Below are 26,103 nucleotides of genomic sequence, written 5' to 3'. Positions count from 1 at the left end.
ACCCCCATGGCTGCCACAGTCGTCACCCGGGTCAAGCGCTCCTTCGGCACGCACTGGTACGCGTGGGCGATGGTGCTGCCCGTCGTCATCGTGCTGGCGGTCCTCGTCGGGTATCCGCTGGGACGGGGCGTCTATCTGTCCTTCACCGACGCCAACGAGGCCAACGTCGGCCGGACGATCGGCGTCAACCACATCCCGTCGACGTACCGGTTCGTCGGCCTCGACAACTACTGGAAGGTGCTCTCCGGCCAGGAGGGCCACTTCTACTCGCGGCTGGGCTGGACGGTCGTGTGGACGGCGTCCTGTGTGGTGCTCCACTACACCATCGGCCTGGGGCTGGCGCTGCTGCTCAACCGGCAGATGAGGTTCCGGACGCTGTACCGGGTGCTGCTGGTGCTGCCCTGGGCGGTGCCGGCGTTCGTCGCCACGTTCTCCTGGCGGCTGATCTTCAACGAGAAGTACGGCGTCCTCAACTCCTTCATGACCACGCTGGGCCTGGACCCGGTGGACTGGCTCGGCGACAGCTTCCTGCAGAAGGTGTCGGCGGTCGCCGTCAACGTCTGGCTGGGCGTGCCGTTCATGATGGTGGCCATCCTGGGCGGGCTCCAGGCGATCCCCGCCGAGCTCCACGAGGCGGCCGAGATGGACGGGGCCTCGCCGTGGCAGCGGTTCCGGCATGTGACGCTGCCGGGGCTGCGCGAGGTGAGCGGCACCGTGATCCTGCTGGGCGTCATCTGGACGTTCAACATGTTCCAGGTCATCTACCTGCTGATCGGGCAGGGGGCGAGCTCGGAGAGCGAGATCCTGGTGACGTACTCCTACCGGCTCGCCTTCCAGGGCATCCGCGACTACGCGGGCTCGGCGACCTACGGGATCCTCATCCTCTCCCTCCTCCTGGTCTTCGCCGTCTTCTACCGCCGGACGCTCGCCCGACAGGAGGCCTCGCGATGACGAGCACCACCCCCGGCCCCCGGCCTCGCGGCCAGCGCTCCCGGGCGGCCTCGGCCGGGCTCCACACCGCGCTGATCGCCGCCTCGGCCGTGGCGCTCTTCCCCGTGCTGTTCGTCGTCTTCGTCTCGCTGCGCGGCCGCGACGGCTGGCAGGAGCCCACCCGTCTCGTGGGCTTCAGCCTGGACAACTACACCCATGTGCTGGGCCAGACGAAGTTCCTGACGTGGTTCGGCAACTCCGTGGTCGTCGCGCTCGGGGCGACCGTGCTGGGCGTGCTGGTCGCGGCGAGCGCGGGGTACGCCGTCTCCCGGATGCGCTTCCCTGGCCACCGGCCGCTGATGTGGACGTTCCTCGTCGTCCAGATGTTCCCGATGGCGGTGCTGATCGTGCCGCTCTACAACCTCCTCGGAGAACTGGAGCTCCTCGACTCCTACGCCGGCCTGATCGTCACCTACTGCTCGGTCTCGGTGCCGTTCTGCGCGTGGATGCTCAAGGGCTACTTCGACACGATCCCCGCCGAGATCGACGAGGCGGGCCGGGTGGACGGGCTGACGCCCTTCGGCACGTTCTGGCGGCTGATCGTGCCGCTGGCCCGGCCGGGGCTGGCCGTCACCGCGTTCTACTCCTTCATCACGGCCTGGGGCGAGGTCGCCTTCGCCTCCCAGTTCATGAGCAGCGAGGAGCACTACACGCTCGCCGTGGGCCTCCAGACCTTCGTGGGTCAGCAGAAGGCCGAGTGGGGGCTGATGACGGCGGCGGCCGTGCTCATCACCGTCCCGGCCGGCGTGGTCTTCTTCCTCGCCCAGCGGCACCTGGTCGCCGGGCTCACCGCGGGCGGCACCAAGGGCTGACGACGGCCCGCCCGCGTACGACGCGCCCCCGAGACGCACCCCCGAACCGACAGCGAACCGGCGAACCGGCGAACCAGCCAGCCAACCAGCGACCCTACGAACCGATAGGACGTACATGACCCAGGACCTCGCGCCCTCCGTCCGCCCGGACGCCGCCGACGACGCCGCGCGGGCGGCGGACGGCTGGTGGCGCAGCGCCGTCATCTACCAGGTGTACGTGCGCTCGTTCGCCGACAGCGACGGCGACGGCATCGGCGACCTGCGCGGGATCCGCGAGCGGCTGCCGTATCTGGCGGGGCTGGGCGTGGACGCGCTGTGGCTGACGCCGTTCTACGCCTCGCCGCAGGCGGACGGGGGCTACGACGTCGCGGACTACCGGGCGGTGGACCCGCTGTTCGGGCAGCTGTCGGACGCGGACGACCTGGTACGGGAGGCGCACCGGCTGGGTCTGCGGGTGATCGTCGACATCGTGCCCAACCACACCTCGGACCGGCACTCCTGGTTCGAGGAGGCGCTCGCGGACCGTCCGGGGGGGACGGCCCGCGAGCGCTACCACTTCCGACCGGGCACCGGTGCGAACGGGGAACTCCCGCCGAACGACTGGGAATCCGTCTTCGGCGGCCCGGCCTGGACGCGTACGACGGACGCGGACGGCACGCCCGGCGAGTGGTACCTCCACCTGTTCGCGTCCGAGCAGCCGGACCTCAACTGGGAGAACCCGGAGGTCCGCGAGGAGTTCGCGTCCGTGCTGCGGTTCTGGCTGGACCTGGGCGTGGACGGCTTCCGCATCGACGTGGCGCACGGCATGGTCAAGGCACCGGGGCTGCCGGACATCGGCCGCACCGAGCAGGCCAAGCTGATCGGCGCGCAGGTGCTGCCGTTCTTCGACCAGGACGGGGTGCACGAGATCCACCGCTCCTGGCGGCGGCTGCTGGACTCCTACCCGGGCGAGCGGATCGGCGTCGCCGAGGCGTGGGCGCCGACATCGGAGCGGCTGGCCCTGTACGTCCGGCCGGACGAGCTCCACCAGGCGTTCAACTTCCAGTTCCTGACCTGCGACTGGGAGGCGGCGGAGATGCGCACCGTCATCGACGCCTCCCTGGCGGCGACGCGTTCGGTGGGGGCGCCCACGACGTGGGTGCTGTCCAACCACGACGTGGTGCGGCACCCCACGCGCTACGGCGCCGGCGACACGGAGCTGGGGCTGCGCCGGGCGCGGGCCGCGGCGCTGCTGATGCTGGCGCTGCCGGGCTCGGCCTATGTCTACCAGGGCGAGGAGCTGGGGCTGCCGGAGGTCGTGGAGCTGCCGGACGAGGTGCGGCAGGACCCGGCGTTCTTCCGGGGCGACGGCCAGGACGGGCTGCGCGACGGCTGCCGGGTGCCGCTGCCGTGGTCGGGCGAGGAGGCCCCGTACGGTTTTGGGCCCGGCGGCAGCTGGCTGCCGCAGCCGGCCGCGTGGGCGGCGCTGTCGGTGGAGGCGCAGTCGGGGGACCCGCGCTCCACGCTGGAGCTCTACCGCTCGGCGCTGGCCGTGCGACGGGAGCTGCCGGGGCTGGGGGATGGGGAGATGGCCTGGCTGGACGCCCCGGAGGGGGTGCTGGCGTTCTCCCGGCCGGGCTTTGTGTGCACGCTGAACACGCTGGGCGACGAGGTGACGCTGCCGGTGCCGGGCCGTCCGGTGCTGGCGAGCACTGCCCTGGAATTCACGGGCGGTACGGTGCGGATCCCCTCGGATTCATGCGTGTGGTGGGCAGTCTGACATGCGACCGGTACAGTCACCTCCTGTGACCGCCCGGCTCTCCGACATCGCAGCCCAGGCGGGTGTCAGCGAAGCAACCGTCAGCCGAGTCCTCAACGGAAAGCCGGGGGTGGCCGCCTCCACCCGCGAGGGAGTGCTGGCCGCGCTCGACGTGCTCGGCTACGAGCGGCCGGTACGGCTGCGGCAGCGCAGCGCGGGCCTGGTGGGACTGATCACCCCGGAGCTGGACAACCCCATCTTTCCGGCCTTCGCGCAGGTCATAGGGCAGGCGCTGACCCGCCAGGGCTATACGCCGGTGCTGGCGACCCAGACGCCGGGCGGCTCCACGGAGGACGAGCTCACGGAGATGCTGGTCGACCGGGGGGTCGCCGGGATCATCTATGTGTCAGGGCTGCACGCGGACACCTCGGCGGACATGCAGCGCTATGCCCGGCTGCGGGCCCAGGGTGTGCCGTTCGTGCTGATCAACGGCTTCTCGGCGGAGGTCCGGGCGCCCTTCGTCTCCCCCGACGACCGGGCCGCCGTACGGCTGGCCGTCACCCATTTGGCCGCACTGGGCCACCGCCGGATAGGACTGGCCCTCGGGCCCCGCCGGTACGTTCCCGTGCAGCGGAAGATCGAGGGCTTCCTGGACAGCATGCGGGAGCAGCTCGCGATGGGCCGCGAGGAGGCCGAGGAGCTGATCCAGCATTCGCTGTTCACTCTTGAGGGTGGTCAGGCGGCGGCCGCCGCGTTGATCGACCGGGGGTGCACGGCGGTGGTGTGCGCCAGCGACATGATGGCGCTGGGGGTGGTCCGGGCGGCGCGGCAGCACGGTCTCGAAGTCCCGCGCGACATCTCGGTGGTGGGCTTCGACGACTCCCCGCTCATCGCGTTCACCGATCCGCCGCTGACCACGATCCGGCAGCCGGTCCAGTCGATGGGGCAGGCGGCGGTGCGGGCGCTGCTGGAGGAGATCGGCGGGACGCCCGCGCCGTACGGCGAGTTCGTCTTCCTGCCCGAACTGGTCGTCAGGGGCTCCACCGCCTCGGCGCCGGGAGCGCGTACCTGAACCTCGTACAGGCGCCCGGCTCCGACCGCCCGAAGGAGGACGAACCGGGGCGTAGGTGGCGTGAACCGGACGGGTGGCCGATCTGCCGTCGACCGCCGTCTGGCAGACTCTTTCCCTATGGGTGAAGCGACAGCAAAGACCCTGGAAGGCCGCACGGCCGGCGCGCCACCCACCGAGGCGGGTGGCGCGCCGGGCGCGGTCCGGCCGCGGGCGGACCGCTTCCGGCTGCGGCGACCCCGTACGCCGAGGCGACCACGCCTGTGGTTCGAGGTGCTGCTGATCGCGGTGAGTTACTGGACGTACTCGCTCGTCCGCAATGCCGTGCCGGAGCAGAGAGCCGCCGCGCTGCGCAACGCCGACTGGATCTGGCAGGCCGAGCAGAGCCTCCACATCGCCGTGGAGCACACGGTCAACCGGGCCGTGAATTCGGTGACGTGGCTGATCGTGGGCATGAACTACTACTATGCGACGCTCCACTTCGTGCTGACCATCGGTGTGCTGGTCTGGCTCTACCGCTGGCACCCCGGGCGGTACGCGGCGGCCCGGCTGACGTTGTTCGCCACCACGGGTGTGGCCCTGCTCGGCTACTACCTGTATCCGCTCGCTCCCCCGCGGCTGATGGAGGACCTCGGTTTCGTCGACACGGTGGTCGTCCACCACACCTGGGGCTCGATGGCCTCGGGCAATCTCGCGGACGTCTCCAACCAGTACGCGGCGATGCCCTCGATGCACATCGGCTGGTCGACCTGGTGCGGCGTCATCATCGCGTCGCTGGCGCGGCCGGTGTGGGTACGGGTGCTGGGGACGCTCTACCCGGTGGCGACCCTGGTGGTGATCGTGTCGACCGCCAATCACTTCTGGCTGGACGCGGTGGGCGGTCTGCTCTGCCTGGCGCTCGGCTTCACCCTGTCCCGGGCGTGGTTCGGGGCGCTCCCTCACCGGCTGCCCCGCCATGTGGCGATCAAGAGCGACCGGCGGGACGCTGGTCCGGGCGGTCCGGGCACGGGCAACCCCGCCGGCCGCGCACCGAGGCAACGCCGCCGGGCCCCGTCCCGCCCGGAACCGGTGGCCCCGGGCGGGCGCCGCACCCGCACGACGACGGAACGGGTGCGCTAGGAATCGGCCCGCCCGCTTGCCCACCGACTCAGCGCAACCCGCCCTTCGGGCTCTGGGGGAAGCGGGGGAAGCGCTGGTACAAGACGTACTGCTCAGAGTCCCCAGGTCACCCTGGGGACTCTTTTCGTACCTCCGAACCGAAGGAGCACCCTTCCATGAGACGCCTGGCCGTCGCCTTAACGGCCCTGATACCCCTGCTGGGCCCGGCCCCGGCGCACGCCGAGCCGGCCGCCCCGCAAAAACCCGACGCAAAAGTCCAATGGCTCGACAGACAAACCGTCGCCTGGCCCAAAAACCTCGGCGACCCCACCCGCCCCCACCGCCTCGTCCACGAAGGCGGAGCCTTCACGCTCACCCCCCGCCCCGGCGGGCTCACCGCCGCCTACGCCGCCTACGACGCCTTCCACGTCGAGGCGACCCCGGAACAGGTGCGCACCGCCCTCCGCGGCCCCCTCACAGCCGAAACGGACGGCGTCACCACCGGCGTCCAGATCCCCGGCGTCCTCGACGACCTCTACGCCCCCGCCGCCGCCAAGGCCCACCTCGGCCCCACCTTCCGGGACGGCCGCCCCACCCTCTCCGTCTGGGCGCCCACGGCCAAGAACGTGGCGCTCGAGCTCGACGGCCGTACGCTCCCCATGCGCCGCGACGCCGCCAGCGGCGTCTGGAGCGCGACCGGCCCCCGGTCCTGGGCCGGCAAGCCCTACCGCTACGCCGTCACCGTCCACGCCCCGACCCTCCGCAAGACGGTCGTCAACCACGTCACCGACCCCTACTCCACCGCCCTCACCGCCGACTCCACCCACAGCCTGGTCACCGACCTGGCCGCCCCCGCCCTCGCCCCGCCCGGCTGGCAGAGCCTCCGCAAGCCCGAGCCCGTCCCCTTCCGCGACGCCCGCATCCAGGAGCTGCACGTCCGGGACTTCTCCCCGCGCGGCGACTACCTCGCCTTCACCGATCCCGCCTCGCCCGGCATGCGCCACCTCAAGAGCCTCGCCGACGCCGGGACCTCCTACGTCCACCTTCTGCCCGTCTTCGACTTCGCGACCGTCCCCGAACGCCGCGCCGACCAGGCCACCCCGCCCTGCGACCTGGCCTCCCTGCCCGCCGACTCCGAAGAGCAGCAGAAGTGCGTCGCCCGCACCGCCGCCCGCGACGCCTACAACTGGGGCTACGACCCGCTGCACTACACCGTCCCCGAGGGCTCGTACGCCTCCGACCCCGACGGCCCCCGCCGCACGGTCGAGTTCCGGCGGATGGTGCAAGGACTGGCGGGCGCCGGGCTGCGCACGGTCATGGACGTCGTCTACAACCACACCGCCGCCTCCGGCCAGGACGAGAAGTCCGTCCTCGACCGGATCGTGCCCGGCTACTACCACCGGCTCCTCGACGACGGCGCCGTCGCCACCTCCACGTGCTGCGCCAACACCGCGCCCGAGCACGCCATGATGGGCAAGCTCGTCGTCGACTCCGTCGTCACCTGGGCGAAGGAGTACAAGGTCGACGGCTTCCGCTTCGACCTCATGGGACACCACCCCAAGGCGAACATCCTCGCCGTGCGCGCGGCCCTCGACGCCCTCACCCCCGCCAAGGACGGCGTCGACGGCAAGTCCGTGATCCTCTACGGGGAGGGCTGGAACTTCGGCGAGGTCGCCAACGACGCCCGCTTCGTCCAGGCCACGCAGAAGAACATGGCCGGCACCGGCATCGCCACCTTCTCCGACCGCTCCCGCGACGCGATCCGCGGCGGCGGACCCTTCGACGACGACCCCCGCGTCCAGGGCTTCGCCTCCGGCCTCTTCACCGACCCCAACGCCTCGCCCGCCAACGGATCCCCCGCCGAACAGCGGGCCCGGCTCCTCCACGCCCAGGACCTGATCAAGGTCGGCCTGACCGGCAACCTCGCCGCGTACCGCTTCACCGACTCCACCGGCCGGTCCGTGCGCGGCGCCGACGTCGACTACAACGGCTCTCCGGCCGGATACGCCGCCGCGCCCGGCGACGCCCTGTCCTACGCCGACGCCCACGACAACGAGACCCTCTACGACGCCCTCGCCTACAAGCTCCCGCCCGCCACCTCCGCCGCCGACCGGGCCCGCGCCCAGGTCCTCGCCCTGGCCGCCGCCACCCTCTCCCAGGGACCGGCGCTCTCCCAGGCCGGTACGGACCTGCTGCGCTCCAAGTCCCTGGACCGCAACTCCTACGACAGCGGCGACTGGTTCAACGCGATCCACTGGAACTGCGCCGAGGGCAACGGCTTCGGCCGGGGCCTGCCGCCCGCCGCCGACAACGCGGCCAAGTGGCCGTACGCCCGCCCGCTGCTGGCCGACCCGGCCCTGCGGCCCGGCTGCGGTCCCATCGCCGCGGCCTCGGCCGCCTACCGGGACCTGCTGCGCGTCCGCACCACCGAGAAGGCCTTCAGCCTGCCGACCGCCGAGGCCGTACAGGCCGCCCTGTCCTTCCCGCTCTCCGGCCGGGACGAGACCCCGGGCGTGATCACCATGCGCCTGGGCGATCTGGTCGTCGTCCTCAACGCCACCCCGCAGGAGCGCGCCCAGACGGTCCCGGCCCTCGCGGGCACCGGTTACAGCCTGCACCCGGTGCAGGCGCACGGAGCCGACCCCGTCGTCAAGTCCGCGTCCTACGCCGCCGCAACGGGCACCTTCACCGTGCCGGGCCGGACGGTCGCGGTCTTCCGGGGCGCGACACTGTAGCGCCGATGGGACCGGACATGGGTAAATGACGGAAAGTGAACGCTGATTGCGGGGCCGCGATCGCCGGCATTCGTGCCCTGAGCGCGGCCCTCCAGGGGTGCACGACTCGCTTCCGCCCTACTTGAAGGTAACAAATCCTTTTGTTTCACACGTAGTTGCGCGCGCCCCCCTTGCGATGAAAGGCCTCGCACGACTCTGACAATGGGCTCAAGGGCTTCCGGTCCGGGATGTGTCTGCCAATCGAAAGGGCCCGGGGTGCCCGCGTGTTGATGACCTTCGGGGGCTTCGTGCTGCGGGGCGTTGTGCGCTCGTGACACCCTGTAGGCTCTTGCCCAGCTCTCTCCGGAACCAGTGCCGGTTGATTCCGTACGGGTCGACCGACCCGGATTCCCCGAAGAGAGTGAGGTTCTCATGGCTGACTCCGAGCGGCCGCGCGAGCCGGGCGAAGAGGGAGCCGTCCCGCAGGGTGATCCCGATGCGGGCCGGAACCGTCGGGCCCCGGAATGCCGGTGCCACGAGGAGTCGGACCGAGGTGTCGCGCCGTCGAGGGTGCGGAACCGGATGATCCTCGAAATGATCCTCTGGATCATCAGGATCGTCCTCGACCTCGACGGCACCGGCGGATGAGGGGCTGACCCCTCATCCGCCGGCTGATACCCAGCCGGCTGATGGGCCCGCGCTCTGGCTCGCTACCGACGCGGGCCCATCGTGATATCGCTGGGTACGTACTGCTTGAGTGCCCCCGATTGCGCGAGAAGCAACATGCCCGCGCAAGGATGAACTCCTTCGCCGACGTTTCCGCCGACCCCTCGACCCTCCCGCCCAAAAGCCGGTAACGGAACGAGGATTAGTCCTAAACGGTACCAGGAAACCCGGCCCGACCAGGGGAGCGGGGGGAACCCCTGCGGGTAGTGTCCCTGGAGGGGAGTTGACCTAAGCGGTACCGTGGCCAGACCTTTCGGTTCCCGTACGGGGAGGCGGTGCCGGTGGCACGTGGGAGGGCGGACTTCGACGGGCACGCCCTGCGTGTGCTCCGCGCGACCCGGCCCGTCGACGGACGGCTGCTGAGCGCCGCGGCCCTCGCCGCACGGGTGGGGACGTCCAAGGCCCGGATCCTCGCCTACGAGAACAACCGCTCGGTGCCCGAGCCCGCGCGCATCGCCGAACTGGCCCGGGTCTTCAAGATCCCCCCGGACCGGCTCTCGGCCTCCGACGCCCGCCATCTGTCCGTCCGGGACCTGAGGGTCCACGCCGGCCTGACCGCGGAGCAGGTCGCGGTCTTTCTCGGGGTCAGCCGCAGGACCTACCGCGACGTCGAGAGCATGGCCCGCCTTCCCGTCCGGGACGACGGCACCCTCCGCATCCGGCTCGCCGCCTGCCTGGGCGTCCCCCTCGGCCGGATCAACCGCGCACTCCACCACCACCCCCTGGCCATCGCCCGCCGGGCCCAGATCGCGGACCACCTGACGGCACTGTTCCAGCAGGCCCACCGGACGCACGCCCCCGCCGTCGTCACCCCCGACGACGAAGGGCTGCGGGCCGTCGCCGCCCTCGTCCAGCGTGTGCCCACCGTCGTCTGCCGGCTCGTCAACAACGAGCTGGTCCGCTACCGGCGGCTCCTGCGGGGCCAGGCCATGGCGGAGCTGGAGACGGCCTATGCCGAGGACGAGCACGCGGCCAGAGCGGCCAAGGAGCGCCGGCGCAGGTTCACGGGGCTCGTGGAGACGGCCCCCGCCCGCTCCGCCGAGGTCCTCAGCTCCTTCCTCGCCGAGGCCATGAGCGCCCGGCAGTGGCGCGCCATGGTCTCGCTGGTGGACACAGGGGCGGAGGGGATCGCGGTGCGCCACCCGTCCGACGCCGACGCGGACGTCTGGAGCGCCCTGCTGGAGCGGTCCTTCGTCACCCGCGTCGTCCACGTCGAACAGGGCGTCCACGTCTATGTGCTCAGCTCCCGGGGCCTGAACGCCATGCGCGGCGAGTTCCGCATGTACGCCTGCCTGTATCCGCGCGTCGCGACGCCCCTGCTCTTCCGCCACCTGCTGGTGGCCACCCAGGGACGACGCAAGGAACCTCAGCCGATCACGACGGCCGAGGGCTGAGCGGCACCCACGGGCAGCCGGGCGGGGCCGGGCGCGCCGCCCAGGGCCGTGAACCGGACGAAGGGCCCGTCCACCGGCTCGTCCCCCAGGACCCGGACCAGCACCGCCGCCACCCCCTCGTCGTAGGCGGCGCTCACCGCGACGAGCGCCGCGAAGGCATGCGTCAGCTGCCGCTCCAGCTCCGCGCGCGGGACGCGGCGGCCGTCCAGCCACAGCAGCGCGGTGCTCTCCGCCAGCGAGATCCAGGACCGCAGGAGCAGCTCCAGCCGGGCCGAGGGCTCCCGCACGCCCAGGTGCGTCAGCAGGTGGCCGTACGCGGCCTGCCGCACCCCGTCGATCATCGCGCAGGACGGCCCGGTGCCCGCCATCGCCGGGCCGCCGCGCAGCAGGGCGGCGAAGCCCGGGCCATGGGCCTCCACGAAGTCGAAGAAGCGCCGCAGCACCCGTGACAGCCGGCCGCCGGGCGGGCCCTCGCACGGCTCGGCGAGGCGGGCGGTCAGCTCCTCGGCCGCGTGGCGCAGCGCGGCCTCGTAGAGGCTCTGCTTGCAGGGGAAGTAGTGATAGACGAGCGGCCGGGAGATCCCGGCCGCGGTGGCGATGTCGTCGACGGAGACGGTGTCGGGCGGGCGGTGCCCGAACAGGTCGAGGGCGACCGCGATCAGTTGCTCGCGGCGCTGCTCGACGCCCATCCTGCGGCGTACCCCGGTCGTCATGGCGGTCATCCTAAACCGGTACGTACCGGGGCCCGTTCGGCCCGGGCCGAACGGCTCAGCGCAACTGCGTCAGCTTGGTGCCGTCCTCCAGACGGGCCGTCAGTTCGTACTGGGCGCCCTGCCGGGCGGGCACGGCCAGGAGGGGGCCCCGGTCGCTGCCGTGCACGTCACCGGTCGCCGTGACGGAGGCGACGTCGCCGCCGCCCGCCGCCAGCGCGTACCAGGTGCCGCCCGGGGACTTCCACAGGGCGCCCGCCAGGACGTGGGGGTCGCGGGCCCCGCAGGCGAGCGTGGACTCGGCGCGGCCGACGACCGCGGCGGACGCGCCCGCCCGGCCGCCGGGGGCCAGGAACTGGGCCAGCACCCGGCTGCCCGCGCCGCGCCAGGTCTCGGCCCGGGTGCAGAACCACTCCGCGCTCCCGGCGGACCCGGGCAGCGCCTGGGTGGCGAACTGCCAGGCGTTCACCGAGCGCACGCCCTGCCCCCGTACGGTCGTCAGCCGGCAGGCCGTACGGGCCCAGGCCGCGCGGTCCTTGGCGCCGGTCGCGTCGTGCGGGGCGGCGGGGGCGCCCGCGGTGAGCCGGGCGGGGATCAGCTCGCCGAGGTCGGTGACCAGGTGGTCGCCGAAGCGCAGGGCCGTCCAGGCGTGGCAGTCGCCCGCGCCGGTGGGGCTGGGCACGGAGTCGGTGACGCCGTCGGCGGCCCGGCGCAGCGGCTCGTCGGCGGCGCCCGGGGCGAGCAGGTCCCGTACGGCGGCGTCGGCGATCCAGGGGGCGGTCAGATAGCGGACGTTGCCGTCGGTGCGGCCGACGACGAGCGCGGTGGCGCCGGCGGTGTCGGCCGCGTCGGCGCGGGCGAAGTCCAGGGCGGCCGCGCCGGTGTCGCCGTCCTTGGACTCGGCGTAGCGCACGACGCGCAGCCCGTCGTAGAACAGCACGACCGTCGCCGCGTCGGCCTCGCCCGCGTACAGCAGCTGCGGGGGCCCGGCGGCGGGCCCGGTGGCGGTGCCGGGCGTCGCGGTGACCTGCACGGAGGGGCCCGGCCGGGCCCAGACGGCCAGCGCCCGGCGCAGCAGTTCCGTATCGCCGGTGCGGCCGCCGCGCGCGGGCCAGGAGGCGAAGCCGGGGCGGTCGGCGCTCTTCCACGCGGCGGGGGCGGCCTTGACGACCTTGGCCGGGTCGAGGGCCTGCTCGGCGGCCGCGTTCCGCGCGTACGGGGGCGCGGCCGCGCCGTCGGGGCCCCAGCCGCCGTCGGGCAGGGCGATCAGCGTCCCGCACACCACGACCGCCGCGGCGGCGGCCAGGGCGGCCCTGGTGTGATGGCGGCGGCGCATCAGGTCGGTGGGCCGGGCCTGGAGGGAGCAGGGGTCGAACTCCACCGACTCCAGCAGCGAGGCGTCCCGGCTGCCCGGCGGCACCCGCACCCCGTCGGCCTCGGCCAGCGCCGCACCCGGCTCCGGCACCCCGGCGGCGGCCAGCATCCGCACCACGTCGCGCTCGTCCGGCAGCTCCAGCGCGCGCAGCACGTAGGCGGCCCGGCCGGGCGCGGAGAGGGCGGAGAGCGCCTGGTCGAGCACGAGCTCGTCGGCGCCGCCCGAGCGCGGGAACAGCCGCAGCCCCCACACCTGCGGCAACGGCGGCGGCAGCTGCCCGGCGCGCGGCAGCCGGAACCGGCCGCGCGGGCGCGCGGCGGCCAGCGCGGAATCCAGCACTCGCTGCCGGACGTAGGCGTACCCCGGGTCCTCCGGCGAACCGTGGGAGCTCCGGGGGCCCGGCAGGACGGTCTCCTCGTCCCGGGTGCCCGCCCGGCCCCGGGGCAGGGCCCGCTGGACGAGGGCGTGCGCGGTCAGCACGCGGCGGTTCCGGCCCAGCGACGGCGGCAGCACCAGGTAGGCGAGCCGTACCAGACGCGGATAGTGCTCGATGAGCGCGGCTTCGGCCTGCTCGACGTCGACGGTGGGCGGGGCGGGGGGCCGGGCGGCCGTTGCTTGCTGCTGCACGTAGGTAGAACGAGTGAATGATGCGATGGTCACTTCACCCGTCACCCGACTGGGCGGCGCGGACCGCGCGACCGGCCACGGACGGCCCGCAGCCGCATGACCTCGCTTCCAGCGAAGCGCTTACGCGATGCAGCGCGCCCGGATCCGGTCCACCGCCGTGTCCGGGATGCCGAGCCCGTCGCGCACGTAGCCCGTCACCCCGCCGTACGTCCGGTGCATCTCCTCCAGCGCCACCGCCAGATAGCCGGGCCGCACGCCGAGGATGGCGTCGACGATGGCGGGGTCGCCGCCGGCGGCCGTGAAACGGTCGATGACCGGCTTGAACGCCGCCTTCACGGCCGGCTCCACCGCCAGGTACTCCCGCTCGGCCGCCGCCTCGTCCGCCCCGAGCAGCAGCAGGACGACCGTCGCCGCCCAGCCCGTGCGGTCCTTGCCGGCCGTGCAGTGGAAGAGCAGCGGCCCGCAGTCCGGCTCGGCGAGCGTGGTCAGCAGCAGCCGGAAGGCCTGGCAGGCGGACTCGGAGGTGACGAAGGAGCGGTAGACGTCGCTCATCACCTTCTCGGCCTTGCCGCCGCCCAGGTGCTCCTCGGCGGCGGCCGGGCTGCCCAGGACGTCCTCGAGCTTGCCGGGCACCTGGTCGCCGTCGCCGGGGTGGGTCGCGCCCGGCCCGGCGAAGACGTCCGCGACGATCAGACGGGCGCCCTCGGGCAGCCGGTCGGGCCGCTCGCGGCGCTCGTTCTCGCTGCGCAGGTCCACGACCGTGTGGATGCCGAGGGCGGCGACGGCCGGGTCGGCCACCGGGTCCAGGCGGTCGAGCCCTCCGGAGCGCAGCAGCAGCCCGGGGCGGACGGCGGAGTTGCCGACGAGCGCGATGCCGCCGAGGTCGCGGAGGTTCGTGATCGTCGAGGCGTCGAACTGCTGGGGCATGGGCCGGTCTCCCTCATCCGCTTTTTGCGGCTTATCGCAATTTCTGCCCTCTTATTGTGGGGAACGCCGGCCGAGTCCGCGACGGCGCCCCCTGATCAGCGCCGGGCCCAGCCCCAGGCCCAGCGTCAGCGCCAGCAGGTGGCCCACGTCCGTGAAGGTCGTCCGGCCCCGCCCCTGGAGGCAGGGGCGGACACCGAGCGTGAGCAGCGCCGCGCAGGCGGCCGTCCGGGCCGGGCCGCGCGGCAGGGCGGCGGCCAGGGCGCCCGCGACGGCGTTGAGGCCGTAGCTGACGCCCACGTCCGTCGCGGACCGGGTCCGGGGACCGGCGCGCAGGGCACGCAGCCCCGCGTAGACGAGGAGCGAGGCGCCCACGTGCCCGTAGGCGAACGCCCCCGCCGCCCACCACGCTCCGTACGCGTACTCCGTGTACCCCAGCACCGCCAGCAGGAGCAGCGCGTACGGCAGCTCCATGGGGGCCTCGACCAGGAAGGCGCTGCCGGCGAGGGTGTCCCAGCGGCCCGCGGCGAGGTTGTCGACATTGGTGGAGCAGCGGCGCAGCAGGCGCTCGCGTGCGCCCGGCGTGAGCAGGTGCCGCGCGGCGTACGCGCCCAGCTGCACGCCCCCGACATAGGCGGGGGCGAACAGCGGCAGCGCGTGAGGTGTCCGGGAGATCCGGGAGATCCGTGAGTTCCGGGAGGGTGTCCGGGACACTTCCTCACCCCTTGTCGAGATAGGCCAGCACGGCCAGCACCCGGCGGTTGTCGTCGTCGGACGGCGGAAGCCCGAGCTTCACGAAGATGTTGGACGTGTGCTTGGCGATCGCCCGCTCGGTCACCGTCAGCCGTTCGGCGATCGCCGTGTTGGAGCGGCCCTGCGCCATCAGCTCCATCACCTCGCGCTCGCGCGGCGTGAGCCTCGCCATCGGCCGGTCCTTCTCACGCCGCGTCAGCAATTGGGAGATGACCTGCGGGTCCATCGCGGTGCCGCCCGCCGCCACGCGCCGTACGCCGTCGACGAACTGCTCCGCGTCGAAGACCCGGTCCTTCAGCAGATAGCCGACGCCACCGCTGCCGTCCGCGAGCAACTCCCGCGCGTAGAGCTGTTCCACGTGCTGCGACAGCACGAGCACCGGCAGCCCCGGGGTGGCGCGGCGGGCGGCCAGGGCGCACTGGAGGCCCTCGTCGGTGAAGGACGGCGGGAGGCGTACGTCCACCACCGCCACGTCCGGCCGCTCCTCGGCCAGGGCCCGGGTCAGCTCCGGGCCGCTGGCGACCGCCGCCGCGATCTCGAAGCCGTACGCCTCCAGCAGCCGGACCAGACCGTCCCGCAGCAGGAACAGGTCTTCGGCGAGCACTACGCGCACGGGCCCTCCGCGAGCGTGAAGTCCGTCTCGTCGAAGCCGGGGGAGACGACGCAGGTCACCAGCACCGGCTCGGCGCCCGCGGGCTCGGCGGACTGCCACACCCCGCCGGGGACCAGCCCCTGCGGCAGCTCGCCCCGCTCGACGCCGGCGCCGAGGACGAGCTCCTCGGCGCCGGCGTCGTCGGGCTCCGGGCCGTCGCCGCCCAGGCGCAGCCGCAGCGGGCCGCCCCGGTGCCAGAGCCACAGCTCGTCCGAGCGGACCCGGTGCCAGCGGGAACGTTCACCCGGGTGGAGCAGGAAGTAGATGCCGGTGGCGTGGGCGCGCGGGCCCGGGTACCCCTCCGGGACGGCCGTGCCGGAGGTCCGCCAGGTCTCCCGGAACCAGCCGCCCTCGACATGCGGCCGCAGGCCGAGGAGGGAGACCAGCCCGGAGCGTTCGGTGGAGCTTTCGTCGGTGAAGCTTTCGGAGGCTTCGGTCATGCGCCCACTCTCCCACCGGCACCCCGCCCCGGCGTCACCGGGTGAGGGCGCAGGGGATCTCCATCGTGACCATCGTCGGGCCGCCCGCCGGGCTGTTGACGGCCAGCACACCGTCGAAGGCGCCCAGCCGGCGCTCGATGCCGCGCAGCCCCGTGCCGCCCGCCGGGTCGGCGCCACCGCGGCCGTTGTCGGTCACCGCGATCCGCAGGGTGCCCTCCACGTGCCGGACGTCCAGCCAGATCCGGGCGGCGCCGGAGTGCTTGGCCGCGTTGGTCAGGGCCTCGCTGATCGCGAAGTACGCGGCGGACTCGACCGGTTCGGCGGCCCGGCCCGCCAGCTCCACGTCCACCTCGACGGCGAGCGGCAGCCGCAGCGCCAGGGCGCGCACGGCGTCGGCGAGCCCCCGCTCGGCCAGCACGGGCGGGTGGATGCCCCGGACGAGGTCGCGCAGCTCGGTGAGGGTCTCCGCGGTACCGGCGCGGGCGGCCGCCAGCAGCCGTCTGGCCTCGGCGGGGTCCTTCTCGATCAGCGCCTCGACGGTGCCCAGGCTCATGCCCATGGCGACGAGCCGGGCCTGCGCCCCGTCGTGGAGGTCGCGCTCGATACGGCGCAGTTCGGCGGCGGAGCTGTCCACGGCCTCGTAGCGGGTCTCGGTGAGCCGGTCGACGCGCCGGGCCAGCTCGGTCTCCCGGGTGGGCCGCAGCAGGGCCGCCGCCAGCCCGAAGTGGAAGCGCAGCAGACGGGGGTTGACGAAGAGTCCGAGGATGCCGAGGGCGATGCCGAGGCCGGCCGCCATGTTCGCCGACGTCTGGTCGGTGATGTGGATGAACGCGAACCACTCGTTGCCCCCGGCGTTCACGATCGGCTTCCAGACGCCGAGGGCCAGCACCGGGCCCCAGACCGCGTACACCAGCAGGATGGCCGGAAGCATCGCGGTGAGGATGCCGCCCGTCATCTGGACCAGCAGCCACTGCGCGTCCCGCCATGTGGTGCGGTCCTTGAGCAGGGCCAGACACAGCTCGACCCGGCCGGTGAACCCGCCCCTCGTCACGGGCGGCGGCCCGTAGGGGACCGGGATGCGCACCCCGGACCAGTCCAGCGCCTGGGCCCGGCACTGGTTGGCGTGGGCCCGGACGGCCCTGAGCACGAGCGGGGTCGTGAACAGTCCCACGCCCAGCACGATCAGGACGATCGACACCATCGTGAACGCGAACAGCACGGTCGCCGCCACCGCCCCGGACACCGCCAGCCAGAATCCACGCGCCCCGGCCAGCAGGCCTTCCCGGACCTTCATGCTTCCCTCTCCCCACGGATCGTCCCGCGGGCCGTGCGCCGGCCCGCGGGAACAAGTCTGCGGGGTCCGGCCGCGCCCGGTCACGGGGTCCGGACGCCGGCCGGGGGTGTACCCAGCACCACCATGGGAGGGGAGGCCAGGGTCTGGGGCAGGTTCAGAGGGACGCCGGGGGCGCGTACTTGTAGCCGACGCGGCGGACGGTGACGATCGACGAGCGGTACTCGGCGCCCATCTTGCGGCGCAGCCGGGCGACATGGACGTCGACGGTGCGTCCGTCGCCCACGTGCCCGTAGCCCCACACCGTCGTCACCAGCTGGTCGCGGGTGTGCACCCGGTGCGGGTGGGCGACGAAGTGGGCCAGCAGCTCGAACTCGAGGTAGGTCAGGTCCAGCGGGCGGCCCGCGACGCTCGCCGTTCGCTGCTCGGGGTCGATGCTCACCAGCGCGTCGCCCTCAGTGGCGGGCGCGGTCTGCGGGGCGGCCGGTCCGTCCTGCCCCGGCCGGCCGTCCGGCCCCGGCTGCCCGGTCAGGGCGGCCTCGGCCTGCTCGGCCGGTACGAGCACCAGGTACCCGATCATCGGCGGCCGGCCCGGCAGGGTGGGCAGCGCGTGCTGGGGCGCCGGCAGCCAGGTCGCCCCGGCGTGCAGCAGCTCGGCGACGGGCGGCACCTCGTCCGGGGCCACGGCCCGCAGCCGGTGGCGGCGGTCGCCATGGCCGGCCTGGGCGGGGATCTGCGGGGACGCGGTGAGGGTGCGGAGGTTCGTCATGGAGAGCTCAGCTCTTTCGCGCGAGAAGCCGTCGAGAGGACGTGCGTGGCGCGGGCCGCTTGGCCGGAAACGGTACCGGCGGCTGACTTCGACGCGGGTCAGCGGGAGGAGTGGGCCTGCGCGGGAATCGCGCGACAACACACTCGGTCGAAGTCGTGGTGCTGACGGGAAGGCCAGAAGGGCTCGAGGTCGAAGCGACCCGTCGCGGAGTTCTGGTAGCTGGCCATGCCCCCTATTGAAGCATGGCCGGCCACGCGACAGGAGCCCTGCCGACCAGTGAATACGGAACCTTGGCGATCTTGGGTGTTGCTATGGGCCGGGTTACCGGCGGTCGGCCCGTGAGGTGATCAACTCTTGATCGGCTCGCCGAGTCCTGATCAACTCGCCGAGGCGGCCACCGGGTAGTGATCGCTGAGGTTGGTGTACGTGTACTCCTTGCCCCAGCTGGAGGCCTTCCAGGGTGCCGAGCTCTCCTTGATCACGGAGTTCGTCCAGCCCAGGGGCCGGACGTGACCGTTGCGGTGGAGGACGTAGTCGAGGTCCTCGCGGGGGTCGGTGGGGTAGCGGTATGCCGCGATCGAGTTCTCCTTGGTGTCGAAGGAGTACGGGTGCCCGGTGCGGCCGTCCGCCGGGGCCAGATCGGCGTCGGCGAGCATCGAGGCGTACTCCTCGCTCCGCGAGTCCACGTTCAGGTCGCCCGCGACCATCACCTGCTCGTCCGCCGGGATGTGCTTGGCGTCGAGGAACGCGTCGATCTGCCGGAACTGCTTGGCGCGGTCGGCCTCCGCCTCCCCGGCCTTGCAGCCGCTGTCCGTCGACTGGGCGTGCGTCCCCACCAGGTGCACCTTGGTGCCGTTCACGTTCAGGACGACATAGGCGAAGCCCTTGTTGGACCACCAGTCGGCGCCGCACGCGTCCTTGTAGATCACCTGCTCCTTGCGGACGATCGGCCACTTGCTGAGCACGGTCACCCCGCCGTCCTCCGGGGTCGTCGTGGAGAAGGCGCCCCCGGTCGCGTCCCAGCCGTCCTTGCTCCGGCCGACGACCGGCGTCTGGTACGGATAGCCCGCGGCCGCCCGGGCCTTCAGGTCGTCCGAGGCGGCGTTGTCGAAGGCCTCCTGGAGCACCACGACGTCATTGCCCTGGAAGAAACCGGCGGCGGCTATCTCCTTGGCGCGGTGCGCCTGGCCCCAGTTGGGGTAGAGGCTCGTGCTCATGAGGAACGTGTTGTAAGTGAGCACCTTCAGCCGCGGGGTGTCGGCCCGCTCCGCCGCCCGGGCCTGCTGCGGCAGGACGGCGGCGGTGAGCAGGGCGGCGGCGGACAGGGCGATGGATCCGGCGGTCTTCGTGAACGGCACAGCGACTCCCTGGACGGTCGGTGATCCTCAACGGGCCCGGCACATCAGATCAGTTGCCGTTAGCACCCGATGGCGGGCAGGTTTCCGTCAGCCGACGCGCGGGACAAGAGCCGTCGCCGCCTCCTCAGCGCCCCCAGCAGAAGCGCGGTGGCGAGCACCCCACCCGTCAGGAACGCGGCCGCCGCGAGCACCGCCGACACCCGCAGCCCGGCGGTGAAGCCGCCCGCCGCCGTGGTCACCGTGCCGAACAGGGCCACCCCGGTGGCACTGCCCACCTGCCGGGCGACATTGAAGACCGCGGACGCCACGCCCGTACCGTCCGCCGGCGCCGCGTCGATGACGGCGGCCGTGGCGGCGAGCGCCGTCGTCGTCTGGCCCAGGCCCGTGGCGACGAGCGCGAACAGCAGCGCGGGATACGGCACGCCCGGCCCGGCGACCAGCCAGCCCAGGAAACCCGCCGCCCCCACGAACAGCCCGGCGGTCATGGGCGCGTACGGGCCCGTACGCGCGCTCACCCGGCTCAGCAGCGGCGCCGCGACCAGGCCCATGCAGACCGAGGGCAGCAGGGCCAGCCCGGTCTCCAGGGCGTCGTAACCGCGCTCCTGCCGGAAGTAGAGCGTGGAGAGGAACAGCATGCCGTAGTAGCCGAAGCTGATCAGGAAGCCGACGGCGGCGGTGGCGGAGAAGGCCTTTCGCCGGAACAGGGAGAGCGGCAGCAGCGGACGTCGGTCCGTCGCCGTGGCCCCCAGCGGGTCCTCCAGTCGGCGCTCCAGCCGGTGCTCCAGCCGGTGCTCCACGACGGCGAACGCGGCCAGCGCCGCCACGCCCGTCGCGGCCGCCGCGAGCACCGGGGGAGCGGTCCAGCCGGCCGTCCCCGCTTCGTTGAGCGCCCCGGCCAGCGCCACGAGACCGACCACGGCCAGCACCTGACCGGCGGGGTCCATCCGCCCGTGGCCGCCGTTCCGGACGTTGGGAATGTGTCTTACGGTCAGGAGAACGGTGAGGCCGCCCACCGGCAGGTTCAGCCAGAACACCGCCCGCCAGTCCAGCCCGGCCACCAGCAGCCCGCCCACCACGGGCCCCGCCCCGAAGGCGATCGAGGCCACGGCCCCCCACACCGCGACCGCCCTGGCCCGCGCGGTCCGCTCCGGATGGGCGGCGCGCAGCAGCGCCAGCGAGGCCGGCACCAGGAACGCGGCCCCCGCGCCCTGCGCCAGCCGCCCCGCCACCAGGGCACCCGCCGTGGTGGCCAGCCCGCAGGCGGCCGACGCGGCGATGAAGACGCCCAGCCCCCACAGGAACACCCGCCGGTGCCCGAACCGGTCGCCCAGCCCGCCGCCGAGCAGCAACAGCCCCGCGAAGACGGTGCTGTATCCGTCGACACACCACTGGAGGGCGGCCGGCCCGGCGTGGAGCGAGGCGCCGATGTCGGGGACGGCCACGGTGACGACGGTGACGTCCAGCATCACCAGGAAGTAGCCGAGGCTGAGGGAGAGGAGGGGAAGCCGCGAGGGTGCTGTGGTCACTGTCACGACGACGAGTCTCGACCTCGCACACTTCGCTGATCATCGAAGCATGCTCGTCGTAGATTGACCTAGTGAGCCCTGTGAGCCCTGTGAGTCCCATGAGCCCCGTGAGTCCTGTGATCAACCACCAGCCCGATGTCGCCCGCGCCGCCGCCCTGATCGCGGACCCGTCCCGCGCCCGGATCCTCAAGGCGCTGTGCGACGGCCGCCCCCTGTCGGCGGGCGCCCTCGCCAGGGAGGCGGGCGTGAGCGCCCCCACCGTCAGCGCCCACCTCGCCCGGCTCACGTCCGGCGGCCTGGTCACGGCCGTGCGCGGAGGCCGGCACCGCTACTACCGCCTCACCGGCCCCGACGTCGCCACCGCGCTGGAGGCGCTCGCCCTCATCGCCCCGCCCCTGCCGGTGCGCTCCCTGCGCGACAGCGGCGTCGCCAACGCCCTCCACCGCGCCCGCACCTGCTACGACCACCTGGCCGGCCACGTCGGCGTCGCCCTGATGCGCGCCCTCCTCGACCGCGGCCTGCTCACCGGCCACGACGGAACTCATCGTTCCGAGACCGCCGTCCGCGACCGCCCCGCCGCCTACGGCCACGACGCCGCGTACCGGCTCACCGCCCCCGGCCGCACGGCCCTGACCGCCTTCGGCGTGGACGTCGAGGGCCTGCCCCGGCGCCGCCCGGCCATCCGGTACTGCGTCGACTGGAGCGAACACCAGCACCACCTCGCCGGCGCGCTGGGCGCCGCCCTGACCGCCCGGCTCTTCACCCTAGGCTGGCTCCGGCACGGGGCGAGCCCACGCGTCGTCCACCTCACGGAGGCGGGGACACGCGGGCTCGCGGACACCTTCGGCGTGGGCGACCCAGCGGCGGCGTGACCTAGCGGCGTGACCTAGCCTCGTGACGACCGGGCCAGCGCCTCCCGTACGGCCTCCTCGGTACGCCCCACCACGGCCGAGCCGTCGTCGGCGGTGATGATGGGCCGCTGGATCAGCTTCGGATGGGCCGCCAGCGCCTCCACCCACCGATCGCGCGCAGTCGCGTCCCGGGGCCAGTCCTTGACCCCGAGCTCCTTGGCCACGGCCTCCTGGGTCCGGGTGATGTCCCAGGGCTCCAGCCCCAGGCGCTCCAGGACAGCGCGAATCTCCTCGACGGTGGGCACGTCCTCGAGATAACGCCGGACGGAATAACCGGCTCCTTCGGCATCGAGCAACGAGAGCGCGCTGCGGCACTTCGAACAGGCGGGATTGATCCAGATCTCCATGACCCGACAGTAAAGCCCCGGGGCCTACCGGCCGCCCACCCGCTCCGTCAGAAAGTCCTCCCAGGTCCGCCGCCCCGTGACGGCCCCGTCGAGGACGAGGTTCTCCCCGGCCCGGTACGCCCGGCCTACCTTGCCGGGTACCCGCACCGGCACCATCGGCCGCCGCCTGCCACTCGCCCGCAGATAGCCGCGGCTCAGCTCGGCCAGCTCGAACACCTCCGGCCCGGCGAGATCGGCCACCGCGCCGGCGGGCTCGCCGAGCGCCAGCTCCACCAGCCGGGCGGCCACCTCGCGCGCGTCGACCGGCTGCCAGCGCACCCCACCGGGGGCCGGGACCAGCGGCAGCTTCGTCATCTTCGCCACCACGGTCAGGGCCAGATCATGGAACTGGGCGGCGCGCAGCGTAGTCCAGGGCAGCCCGGACCCCGCCACGAGCCGCTCGGCCTCCAGCTTGGCCCTGAAGTAGCCCAGCGGGACCGTGTCCGCCCCGATGACGGAGATGTACACCAGATGCCCCACCCCGGCCCGCCGCGCGGCCCGCACCAGATTCCGGGTCGCCACATCGTCGCCCTTGGGCCCGCCCGCGAGATGCAGCACGACCCCGGCCCCCTCGACGGCGGCCTCGACCCCCTCGTCCTTGACCAGATCACCGGTCACATGCGTCACCCCGCCCCCGGACTCACCCCCACGACGGCTCAGCACCCGCACCTCCCGCCCGGCCTCCCGCAGCAACGGGACGACGAGCTTCCCGAGCGTGCCGGTGCCTCCGGTGACCAGGATGGTGGACGTCGTCATGGCTCTTCCCCGTTCGCTTCGCGGCTGTTTCGTGATCTCCGCTGCCATGACGTCCGTGGAGGAAGGAATGTGACAGGGAAAGGGTTGGCAATCCCAAACAGGTTTTACCGGTGGGGCCGTTGACTGGATCAGCCCTCGTCCTGCTCGGCTCTGGGCTCTCTGAGGGTCCGGCCTCCATCGTTGGGGTCGGCCATGGGTGTGTCTGGGGTGGTGGCGCTCGTTGAGCGGGCCCGAGAACCGGAGTCGGTACCGCCGTTCAGTTCCTGCCGTACCTGCCGCCACGCACGGATGACCTGTGGCACCCTCGACAGCACCTCGCTGATCTGCGTCAGCAGCAGCGTGACGCAGCCGAACGCTGCGAGGATGACCAGGGTTACTTCGTCCCACTTCACAGCGCGGCCCCCGCCTTCTGCCGGGACGGGCCGCGCCACGCGAAGAGACGCAGGACTGCGTGACCGAGTCTGACATCGATGCAGTCATCGACAACATGCGCGACGGCGCCGGGGATACCGATCGGCGCGCTGGTCAGTGAGGCAGCCGCATCGTTGGCATACGGGAAGCCGCTCCACCGAAGCGTCCATCGGTTACCCACTTCACTGAGCTGCTTCTCATACCGGCCCTCGTCTCCGATGCGGTGCCAACCTGGGCGTTCCAAGAGGCCGGAGAACCAGTTGCCGATCGCCCATCTGCTGTGTGGGTCCCTGGCCGCGATGCGGCAGATGAGTCCGGCCAACAGCTGTTCTGCCTCGTCACTGATCTCGGGTACCTGATTCAGGCGTGAGCGTTCGGTCTTCATCAGCGGTCTGTCGGCGGTGTGGAAATCCCATTGAGGGGAAGGGCGCGGCGCGCCGTTCCAGGTTCCCGAGCGGTTGCCAGTGATAACGAGCTTGGCGCCGGTGGGTAGATGGCGCGTCAGATAGGTACACGGTCCGCGGAACTCCTCAAGCCGGAGTCCCGGCAGACTCGTGACGCCGTCGGGCCTCGGCAGGAGGTACGGGGTCGCATTGTGAGGCACGTCCGTGATGAACACGAGCTGTTCGAATTGCGCAGAGACGATGATGTCGTATGCAACGAGGGTGTGCAGTCCCCGGGCGGCAGCCTCGCGGTAGGGTTGCCAGGCCCCTGGGCGGTTGAACAGCCCGAGTGCCAGCAGGGCTCGGAGCCGGCGCTGAGCCGGTGAACAAGTTTCCAGACCGAGAGTGCTGTCACGCGGAACTGCGCCGAGAGCGGCTTGCCTGGGCTCGCCCAAGAACTGCATACGGGTACGGGCCAGGGATTTGTCAGTGCTTCTGGGCATGTCGATACCTCGCGCCACCCCGGCTGGCACTTCAGGTCGCATACCTGGTGAACCACTGGTGTCAGTCTGCGGAGGCTGGGCGAACCACGCCCATGTGCGGCGTCCTCGGGTGCCGGGGCCCGTAGGAAATTGCCGCCCGCCGACTCTCCGCGAGCCGGATGCATCGGGGGTATATCTGGGTGCGAGCGCTTTCCCGACCCGATCCTGTCAGTGGACGGGCGGGCCGGGTGGGCGCGTTAGGCGAGCAGGGCCTGGCGGGACATCCAGTCGAGGGCGTCCGCCCCCAACCGGTCGGGCGCTTTGAGCAACGCGGCCTCCACTGCCGCGAGGTCGGACAGTGCCTCGGGTGCGCCCGACCGGTCCAGCGCGGCCAGACGCTCCATCGCCGAGGCGACGGCGCCAGGCCAGCCCGGCATTCCGAAGTGGGGCGGGGGCTTTGAACGCGGCCGAGGCGGCTCTACGCAGCAGTGCCGCGCGCCAGCCTTGCTCACGCATCACCTCAGTGGTGGACCGGACCCGGGCGTCGACGTGCTGGACGAACTCCGTCACGGATCCGGACACCGCCCGCAGCGTAAAACGCGAGCCGCCGGCCCACGGAAGGTCCACGTTCGAGGCGACGGCCACGAACGCGCGCAGCGCCTCGGGCCTGTCGTCCCGCGCAGCCGCCAGCGCCGCGCGGGCCCTGCGGTACAGATCGACACTCTGGGCGAAGATCTCCCCATCGCTCGGCCCGTCGTCGGCCGCGTGGATCACCTCCAGCGGTCCTTCACGCCAGGCGTCGGCGACCAGACCGACCGCTGCCGCGCTCAGTAGGACGTCCGTATCGTTCGCGTCGATGCCGAAGTGGGCCAGGACAACGGAGAACTGTTCCTCGATGTCCGGAAGCGGTGAGCGCTTTTCCTCGGCCTCGGCAGGCCCCAAGAGCGTCCCGAGCAGAGATGACAGGGGTTCGGGCTCCGGCTGTTCCACGGTGATTCCGTGTCTCGCCAGATCCTCGAAGACGGCGTCGGGCCCGCAGTCGATGTGTGAGGAGTCATGGCGGCCCGAGCAGCCTTCCGGGCACTCGAGTTCCTCGCACATCTCCGGTTCCGCGGGCTGCGCCTCATTGATCAGGTGGTAGACGAGCCGCTCTGCCACCGCCTCTCGTGCCGTGATCATGGCCAGGTCGAGCCGGAAGGCCTCGTCCCTCAGCTCCGAGTCCTCGCGATCCACAGATGCCGGCGGCTCGGGTGCGTCCGGGACCCAGGTGTGCGCCGATTCCAGTGAGACCAGCAGCCAGGCGACCTGCAGCGCCTCGGTCCCACCGTCCCTGGCCAGCCCGGCCACGGCCTCCGCGGCCTGCCGCACGCTGTCGAGCCGGGCGAGATGCCGCTCACGTACAGGCAGCCAGGCCGCGGACTCCGCTTGGGCCCGCTCGGCGTCCTGGGCCAGAGCGGCGTCGCGGGTCCGCCGTGCCCGGGTGATCAACCGGGTCAGACAGGGACGGCACCCGAACAGCCCGGACGTCGGTGTCGGCCCGAGGGGTATGGCCGCAAGGTCCTCGCCGAACGGCTCGTCGCACAGACAGCAGTCCAGGCCGCCGACCTGGCGCGAGGTGGGCACGATCGGCAGGGCGGCACGGATCGTGGCACGGGCGTAGGCAGGGATGTGCATGAGTGACAAACTCCTTGGATGGTGGCGCTCCGATCGGCGCCTTTTCCATGCTCACCTCGCTGTCCGGCCGCGAGTCACGGTTTGGCGGGCCGGATGGCGAACTTGACGAAAGCTGCCTCGGCTCTGGCCTGCGG

General features: G+C 72.5%; 23 protein-coding genes and 1 pseudogene. 9 read left to right on the top strand and 15 right to left on the bottom strand.

All coding sequences use genetic code 11. From position 1 onward, the window contains the following. Nucleotides 1-6 precede the first annotated feature (6 nt). From ACFYZR_RS01870 to ACFYZR_RS01835, 8 genes and pseudogenes are all read left to right on the top strand, one after another. Complete coding sequence (locus tag ACFYZR_RS01870; RefSeq protein ID WP_391903503.1) at nucleotides 7-951, top strand: carbohydrate ABC transporter permease; 945 nt, start codon at nucleotides 7-9, stop codon at nucleotides 949-951. Next, nucleotides 948-1,802, top strand: a complete 855-nt coding sequence (locus ACFYZR_RS01865) for a sugar ABC transporter permease (protein ID WP_391903500.1) — start codon at nucleotides 948-950, stop codon at nucleotides 1,800-1,802. Before ACFYZR_RS01870 ends, ACFYZR_RS01865 begins: the two co-directional genes overlap by 4 nt. Nucleotides 1,803-1,917: 115 nt before the next feature. After that, nucleotides 1,918-3,561 (top strand): glycoside hydrolase family 13 protein, encoded by a 1,644-nt coding sequence (locus ACFYZR_RS01860; RefSeq protein ID WP_391903496.1) that lies wholly within the window; start codon nucleotides 1,918-1,920, stop codon nucleotides 3,559-3,561. A 25-nt stretch (nucleotides 3,562-3,586) separates the two neighbouring features. Continuing rightward, nucleotides 3,587-4,612: a LacI family DNA-binding transcriptional regulator gene (locus tag ACFYZR_RS01855; RefSeq protein ID WP_391903493.1), complete on the top strand. Its 1,026-nt coding sequence runs from the start codon at nucleotides 3,587-3,589 to the stop codon at nucleotides 4,610-4,612. A 117-nt stretch (nucleotides 4,613-4,729) separates the two neighbouring features. Then, nucleotides 4,730-5,728 carry a phosphatase PAP2 family protein gene (locus tag ACFYZR_RS01850; RefSeq protein ID WP_391903490.1) on the top strand — a complete coding sequence of 333 codons (999 nt, stop codon included), beginning with the start codon at nucleotides 4,730-4,732 and terminating at the stop codon, nucleotides 5,726-5,728. Nucleotides 5,729-5,835: 107 nt separating this feature from the next. Continuing rightward, nucleotides 5,836-8,442: pseudogene (gene pulA, locus ACFYZR_RS01845) on the top strand (pullulanase-type alpha-1,6-glucosidase); the annotation flags it as partial. 411 nt (nucleotides 8,443-8,853) lie between these two features. Further along, the gene (locus ACFYZR_RS01840) at nucleotides 8,854-9,069 is read left to right on the top strand and encodes a hypothetical protein (RefSeq protein WP_391903488.1); all 216 of its coding nucleotides are present in this window, start codon (nucleotides 8,854-8,856) and stop codon (nucleotides 9,067-9,069) included. 359 nt (nucleotides 9,070-9,428) lie between these two features. Then, nucleotides 9,429-10,541, top strand: coding sequence for a helix-turn-helix domain-containing protein (locus ACFYZR_RS01835; protein ID WP_391903485.1), 1,113 nt, complete (start codon nucleotides 9,429-9,431; stop codon nucleotides 10,539-10,541). Here the strand turns inward: ACFYZR_RS01835 and ACFYZR_RS01830 are convergent. From ACFYZR_RS01830 to ACFYZR_RS01785, 10 genes are all read right to left on the bottom strand, one after another. Next, nucleotides 10,514-11,254: a TetR/AcrR family transcriptional regulator gene (locus tag ACFYZR_RS01830; RefSeq protein ID WP_391903482.1), complete on the bottom strand. Its 741-nt coding sequence runs from the start codon at nucleotides 11,252-11,254 to the stop codon at nucleotides 10,514-10,516. The genes ACFYZR_RS01835 and ACFYZR_RS01830 overlap by 28 nt on opposite strands. Before the next feature lie 55 nt (nucleotides 11,255-11,309). After that, nucleotides 11,310-13,253 carry a hypothetical protein gene (locus ACFYZR_RS01825; protein WP_391903479.1) on the bottom strand — a complete coding sequence of 648 codons (1,944 nt, stop codon included), beginning with the start codon at nucleotides 13,251-13,253 and terminating at the stop codon, nucleotides 11,310-11,312. A gap of 120 nt (nucleotides 13,254-13,373) precedes the next feature. Further along, on the bottom strand, nucleotides 13,374-14,180 hold the full coding sequence (locus tag ACFYZR_RS01820; protein WP_391903476.1) for a tyrosine-protein phosphatase: 807 nt from the start codon (nucleotides 14,178-14,180) through the stop codon (nucleotides 13,374-13,376). A gap of 51 nt (nucleotides 14,181-14,231) precedes the next feature. Beyond that, nucleotides 14,232-14,891 carry a rhomboid-like protein gene (locus ACFYZR_RS01815; RefSeq protein ID WP_391903473.1) on the bottom strand — a complete coding sequence of 220 codons (660 nt, stop codon included), beginning with the start codon at nucleotides 14,889-14,891 and terminating at the stop codon, nucleotides 14,232-14,234. Between the two features lie 4 nt (nucleotides 14,892-14,895). Beyond that, the gene (locus ACFYZR_RS01810) at nucleotides 14,896-15,543 is read right to left on the bottom strand and encodes a LuxR C-terminal-related transcriptional regulator (RefSeq protein ID WP_391903470.1); all 648 of its coding nucleotides are present in this window, start codon (nucleotides 15,541-15,543) and stop codon (nucleotides 14,896-14,898) included. Then, nucleotides 15,534-16,022, bottom strand: a complete 489-nt coding sequence (locus ACFYZR_RS01805; protein ID WP_391903467.1) for a cupin domain-containing protein — start codon at nucleotides 16,020-16,022, stop codon at nucleotides 15,534-15,536. Before ACFYZR_RS01805 ends, ACFYZR_RS01810 begins: the two co-directional genes overlap by 10 nt. 34 nt (nucleotides 16,023-16,056) lie before the next feature. Beyond that, nucleotides 16,057-17,316 carry a sensor histidine kinase gene (locus tag ACFYZR_RS01800; RefSeq protein ID WP_391903464.1) on the bottom strand — a complete coding sequence of 420 codons (1,260 nt, stop codon included), beginning with the start codon at nucleotides 17,314-17,316 and terminating at the stop codon, nucleotides 16,057-16,059. A gap of 154 nt (nucleotides 17,317-17,470) precedes the next feature. Next, nucleotides 17,471-18,082: a winged helix-turn-helix domain-containing protein gene (locus ACFYZR_RS01795; protein WP_391903461.1), complete on the bottom strand. Its 612-nt coding sequence runs from the start codon at nucleotides 18,080-18,082 to the stop codon at nucleotides 17,471-17,473. Nucleotides 18,083-18,459: 377 nt separating this feature from the next. Continuing rightward, complete coding sequence (gene sph, locus ACFYZR_RS01790) at nucleotides 18,460-19,440, bottom strand: sphingomyelin phosphodiesterase (RefSeq protein WP_391903458.1); 981 nt, start codon at nucleotides 19,438-19,440, stop codon at nucleotides 18,460-18,462. 59 nt (nucleotides 19,441-19,499) lie between these two features. Next, complete coding sequence (locus ACFYZR_RS01785) at nucleotides 19,500-20,972, bottom strand: MFS transporter (protein ID WP_391903455.1); 1,473 nt, start codon at nucleotides 20,970-20,972, stop codon at nucleotides 19,500-19,502. Between the two features lie 101 nt (nucleotides 20,973-21,073). Between ACFYZR_RS01785 and ACFYZR_RS01780 the strand changes: the two genes are divergently transcribed. Further along, nucleotides 21,074-21,838, top strand: coding sequence for an ArsR/SmtB family transcription factor (locus tag ACFYZR_RS01780; protein ID WP_391903452.1), 765 nt, complete (start codon nucleotides 21,074-21,076; stop codon nucleotides 21,836-21,838). A 14-nt stretch (nucleotides 21,839-21,852) separates the two neighbouring features. Here the strand turns inward: ACFYZR_RS01780 and ACFYZR_RS01775 are convergent, their stop codons facing one another. The 5 genes from ACFYZR_RS01775 to ACFYZR_RS01755 all read right to left on the bottom strand — a co-directional run bounded on the left by ACFYZR_RS01775 (nucleotide 21,853) and on the right by ACFYZR_RS01755 (nucleotide 25,969). Continuing rightward, entirely contained in the window at nucleotides 21,853-22,224 is a 372-nt protein-coding gene (locus tag ACFYZR_RS01775) for an arsenate reductase family protein (RefSeq protein WP_391903450.1), read from the bottom strand. 24 nt (nucleotides 22,225-22,248) lie between these two features. Further along, entirely contained in the window at nucleotides 22,249-23,019 is a 771-nt protein-coding gene (locus ACFYZR_RS01770; protein ID WP_391903447.1) for an SDR family oxidoreductase, read from the bottom strand. 128 nt (nucleotides 23,020-23,147) lie between these two features. Further along, nucleotides 23,148-23,411 carry a hypothetical protein gene (locus ACFYZR_RS01765; protein WP_391903444.1) on the bottom strand — a complete coding sequence of 88 codons (264 nt, stop codon included), beginning with the start codon at nucleotides 23,409-23,411 and terminating at the stop codon, nucleotides 23,148-23,150. After that, nucleotides 23,408-24,316 carry a hypothetical protein gene (locus tag ACFYZR_RS01760; protein ID WP_391903441.1) on the bottom strand — a complete coding sequence of 303 codons (909 nt, stop codon included), beginning with the start codon at nucleotides 24,314-24,316 and terminating at the stop codon, nucleotides 23,408-23,410. The genes ACFYZR_RS01765 and ACFYZR_RS01760 overlap by 4 nt, the downstream gene beginning before the upstream one ends. Before the next feature lie 207 nt (nucleotides 24,317-24,523). After that, nucleotides 24,524-25,969 (bottom strand): hypothetical protein, encoded by a 1,446-nt coding sequence (locus ACFYZR_RS01755; RefSeq protein WP_391903438.1) that lies wholly within the window; start codon nucleotides 25,967-25,969, stop codon nucleotides 24,524-24,526. Nucleotides 25,970-26,103 lie beyond the last annotated feature (134 nt).

Origin of the sequence: Streptomyces sp. NPDC001678 (assembly GCF_042892945.1) — a bacterium.
GTDB lineage: Bacteria > Actinomycetota > Actinomycetes > Streptomycetales > Streptomycetaceae > Streptomyces.
This window is presented reverse-complemented; position numbering and strand designations above follow the sequence as displayed.

Bases quoted from the DNA above. Each gene is read 5' to 3' on its own strand.
- ACFYZR_RS01870 (WP_391903503.1), top strand. From the start codon at position 7: ATGGCTGCCACAGTCGTCACCCGGGTCAAGCGCTCCTTCGGCACGCAC.
- ACFYZR_RS01865 (WP_391903500.1), top strand. From the start codon at position 948: ATGACGAGCACCACCCCCGGCCCCCGGCCTCGCGGCCAGCGCTCCCGG.
- ACFYZR_RS01860 (WP_391903496.1), top strand. From the start codon at position 1,918: ATGACCCAGGACCTCGCGCCCTCCGTCCGCCCGGACGCCGCCGACGAC.
- ACFYZR_RS01850 (WP_391903490.1), top strand. From the start codon at position 4,730: ATGGGTGAAGCGACAGCAAAGACCCTGGAAGGCCGCACGGCCGGCGCG.
- ACFYZR_RS01840 (WP_391903488.1), top strand. From the start codon at position 8,854: ATGGCTGACTCCGAGCGGCCGCGCGAGCCGGGCGAAGAGGGAGCCGTC.
- ACFYZR_RS01830 (WP_391903482.1), bottom strand. From the start codon at position 11,254: ATGACGACCGGGGTACGCCGCAGGATGGGCGTCGAGCAGCGCCGCGAG.
- ACFYZR_RS01820 (WP_391903476.1), bottom strand. From the start codon at position 14,180: ATGCCCCAGCAGTTCGACGCCTCGACGATCACGAACCTCCGCGACCTC.
- ACFYZR_RS01805 (WP_391903467.1), bottom strand. From the start codon at position 16,022: ATGACCGAAGCCTCCGAAAGCTTCACCGACGAAAGCTCCACCGAACGC.
- ACFYZR_RS01800 (WP_391903464.1), bottom strand. From the start codon at position 17,316: ATGAAGGTCCGGGAAGGCCTGCTGGCCGGGGCGCGTGGATTCTGGCTG.
- ACFYZR_RS01795 (WP_391903461.1), bottom strand. From the start codon at position 18,082: ATGACGAACCTCCGCACCCTCACCGCGTCCCCGCAGATCCCCGCCCAG.
- ACFYZR_RS01775 (WP_391903450.1), bottom strand. From the start codon at position 22,224: ATGGAGATCTGGATCAATCCCGCCTGTTCGAAGTGCCGCAGCGCGCTC.
- ACFYZR_RS01770 (WP_391903447.1), bottom strand. From the start codon at position 23,019: ATGACGACGTCCACCATCCTGGTCACCGGAGGCACCGGCACGCTCGGG.
- ACFYZR_RS01760 (WP_391903441.1), bottom strand. From the start codon at position 24,316: ATGCCCAGAAGCACTGACAAATCCCTGGCCCGTACCCGTATGCAGTTC.
- ACFYZR_RS01755 (WP_391903438.1), bottom strand. From the start codon at position 25,969: ATGCACATCCCTGCCTACGCCCGTGCCACGATCCGTGCCGCCCTGCCG.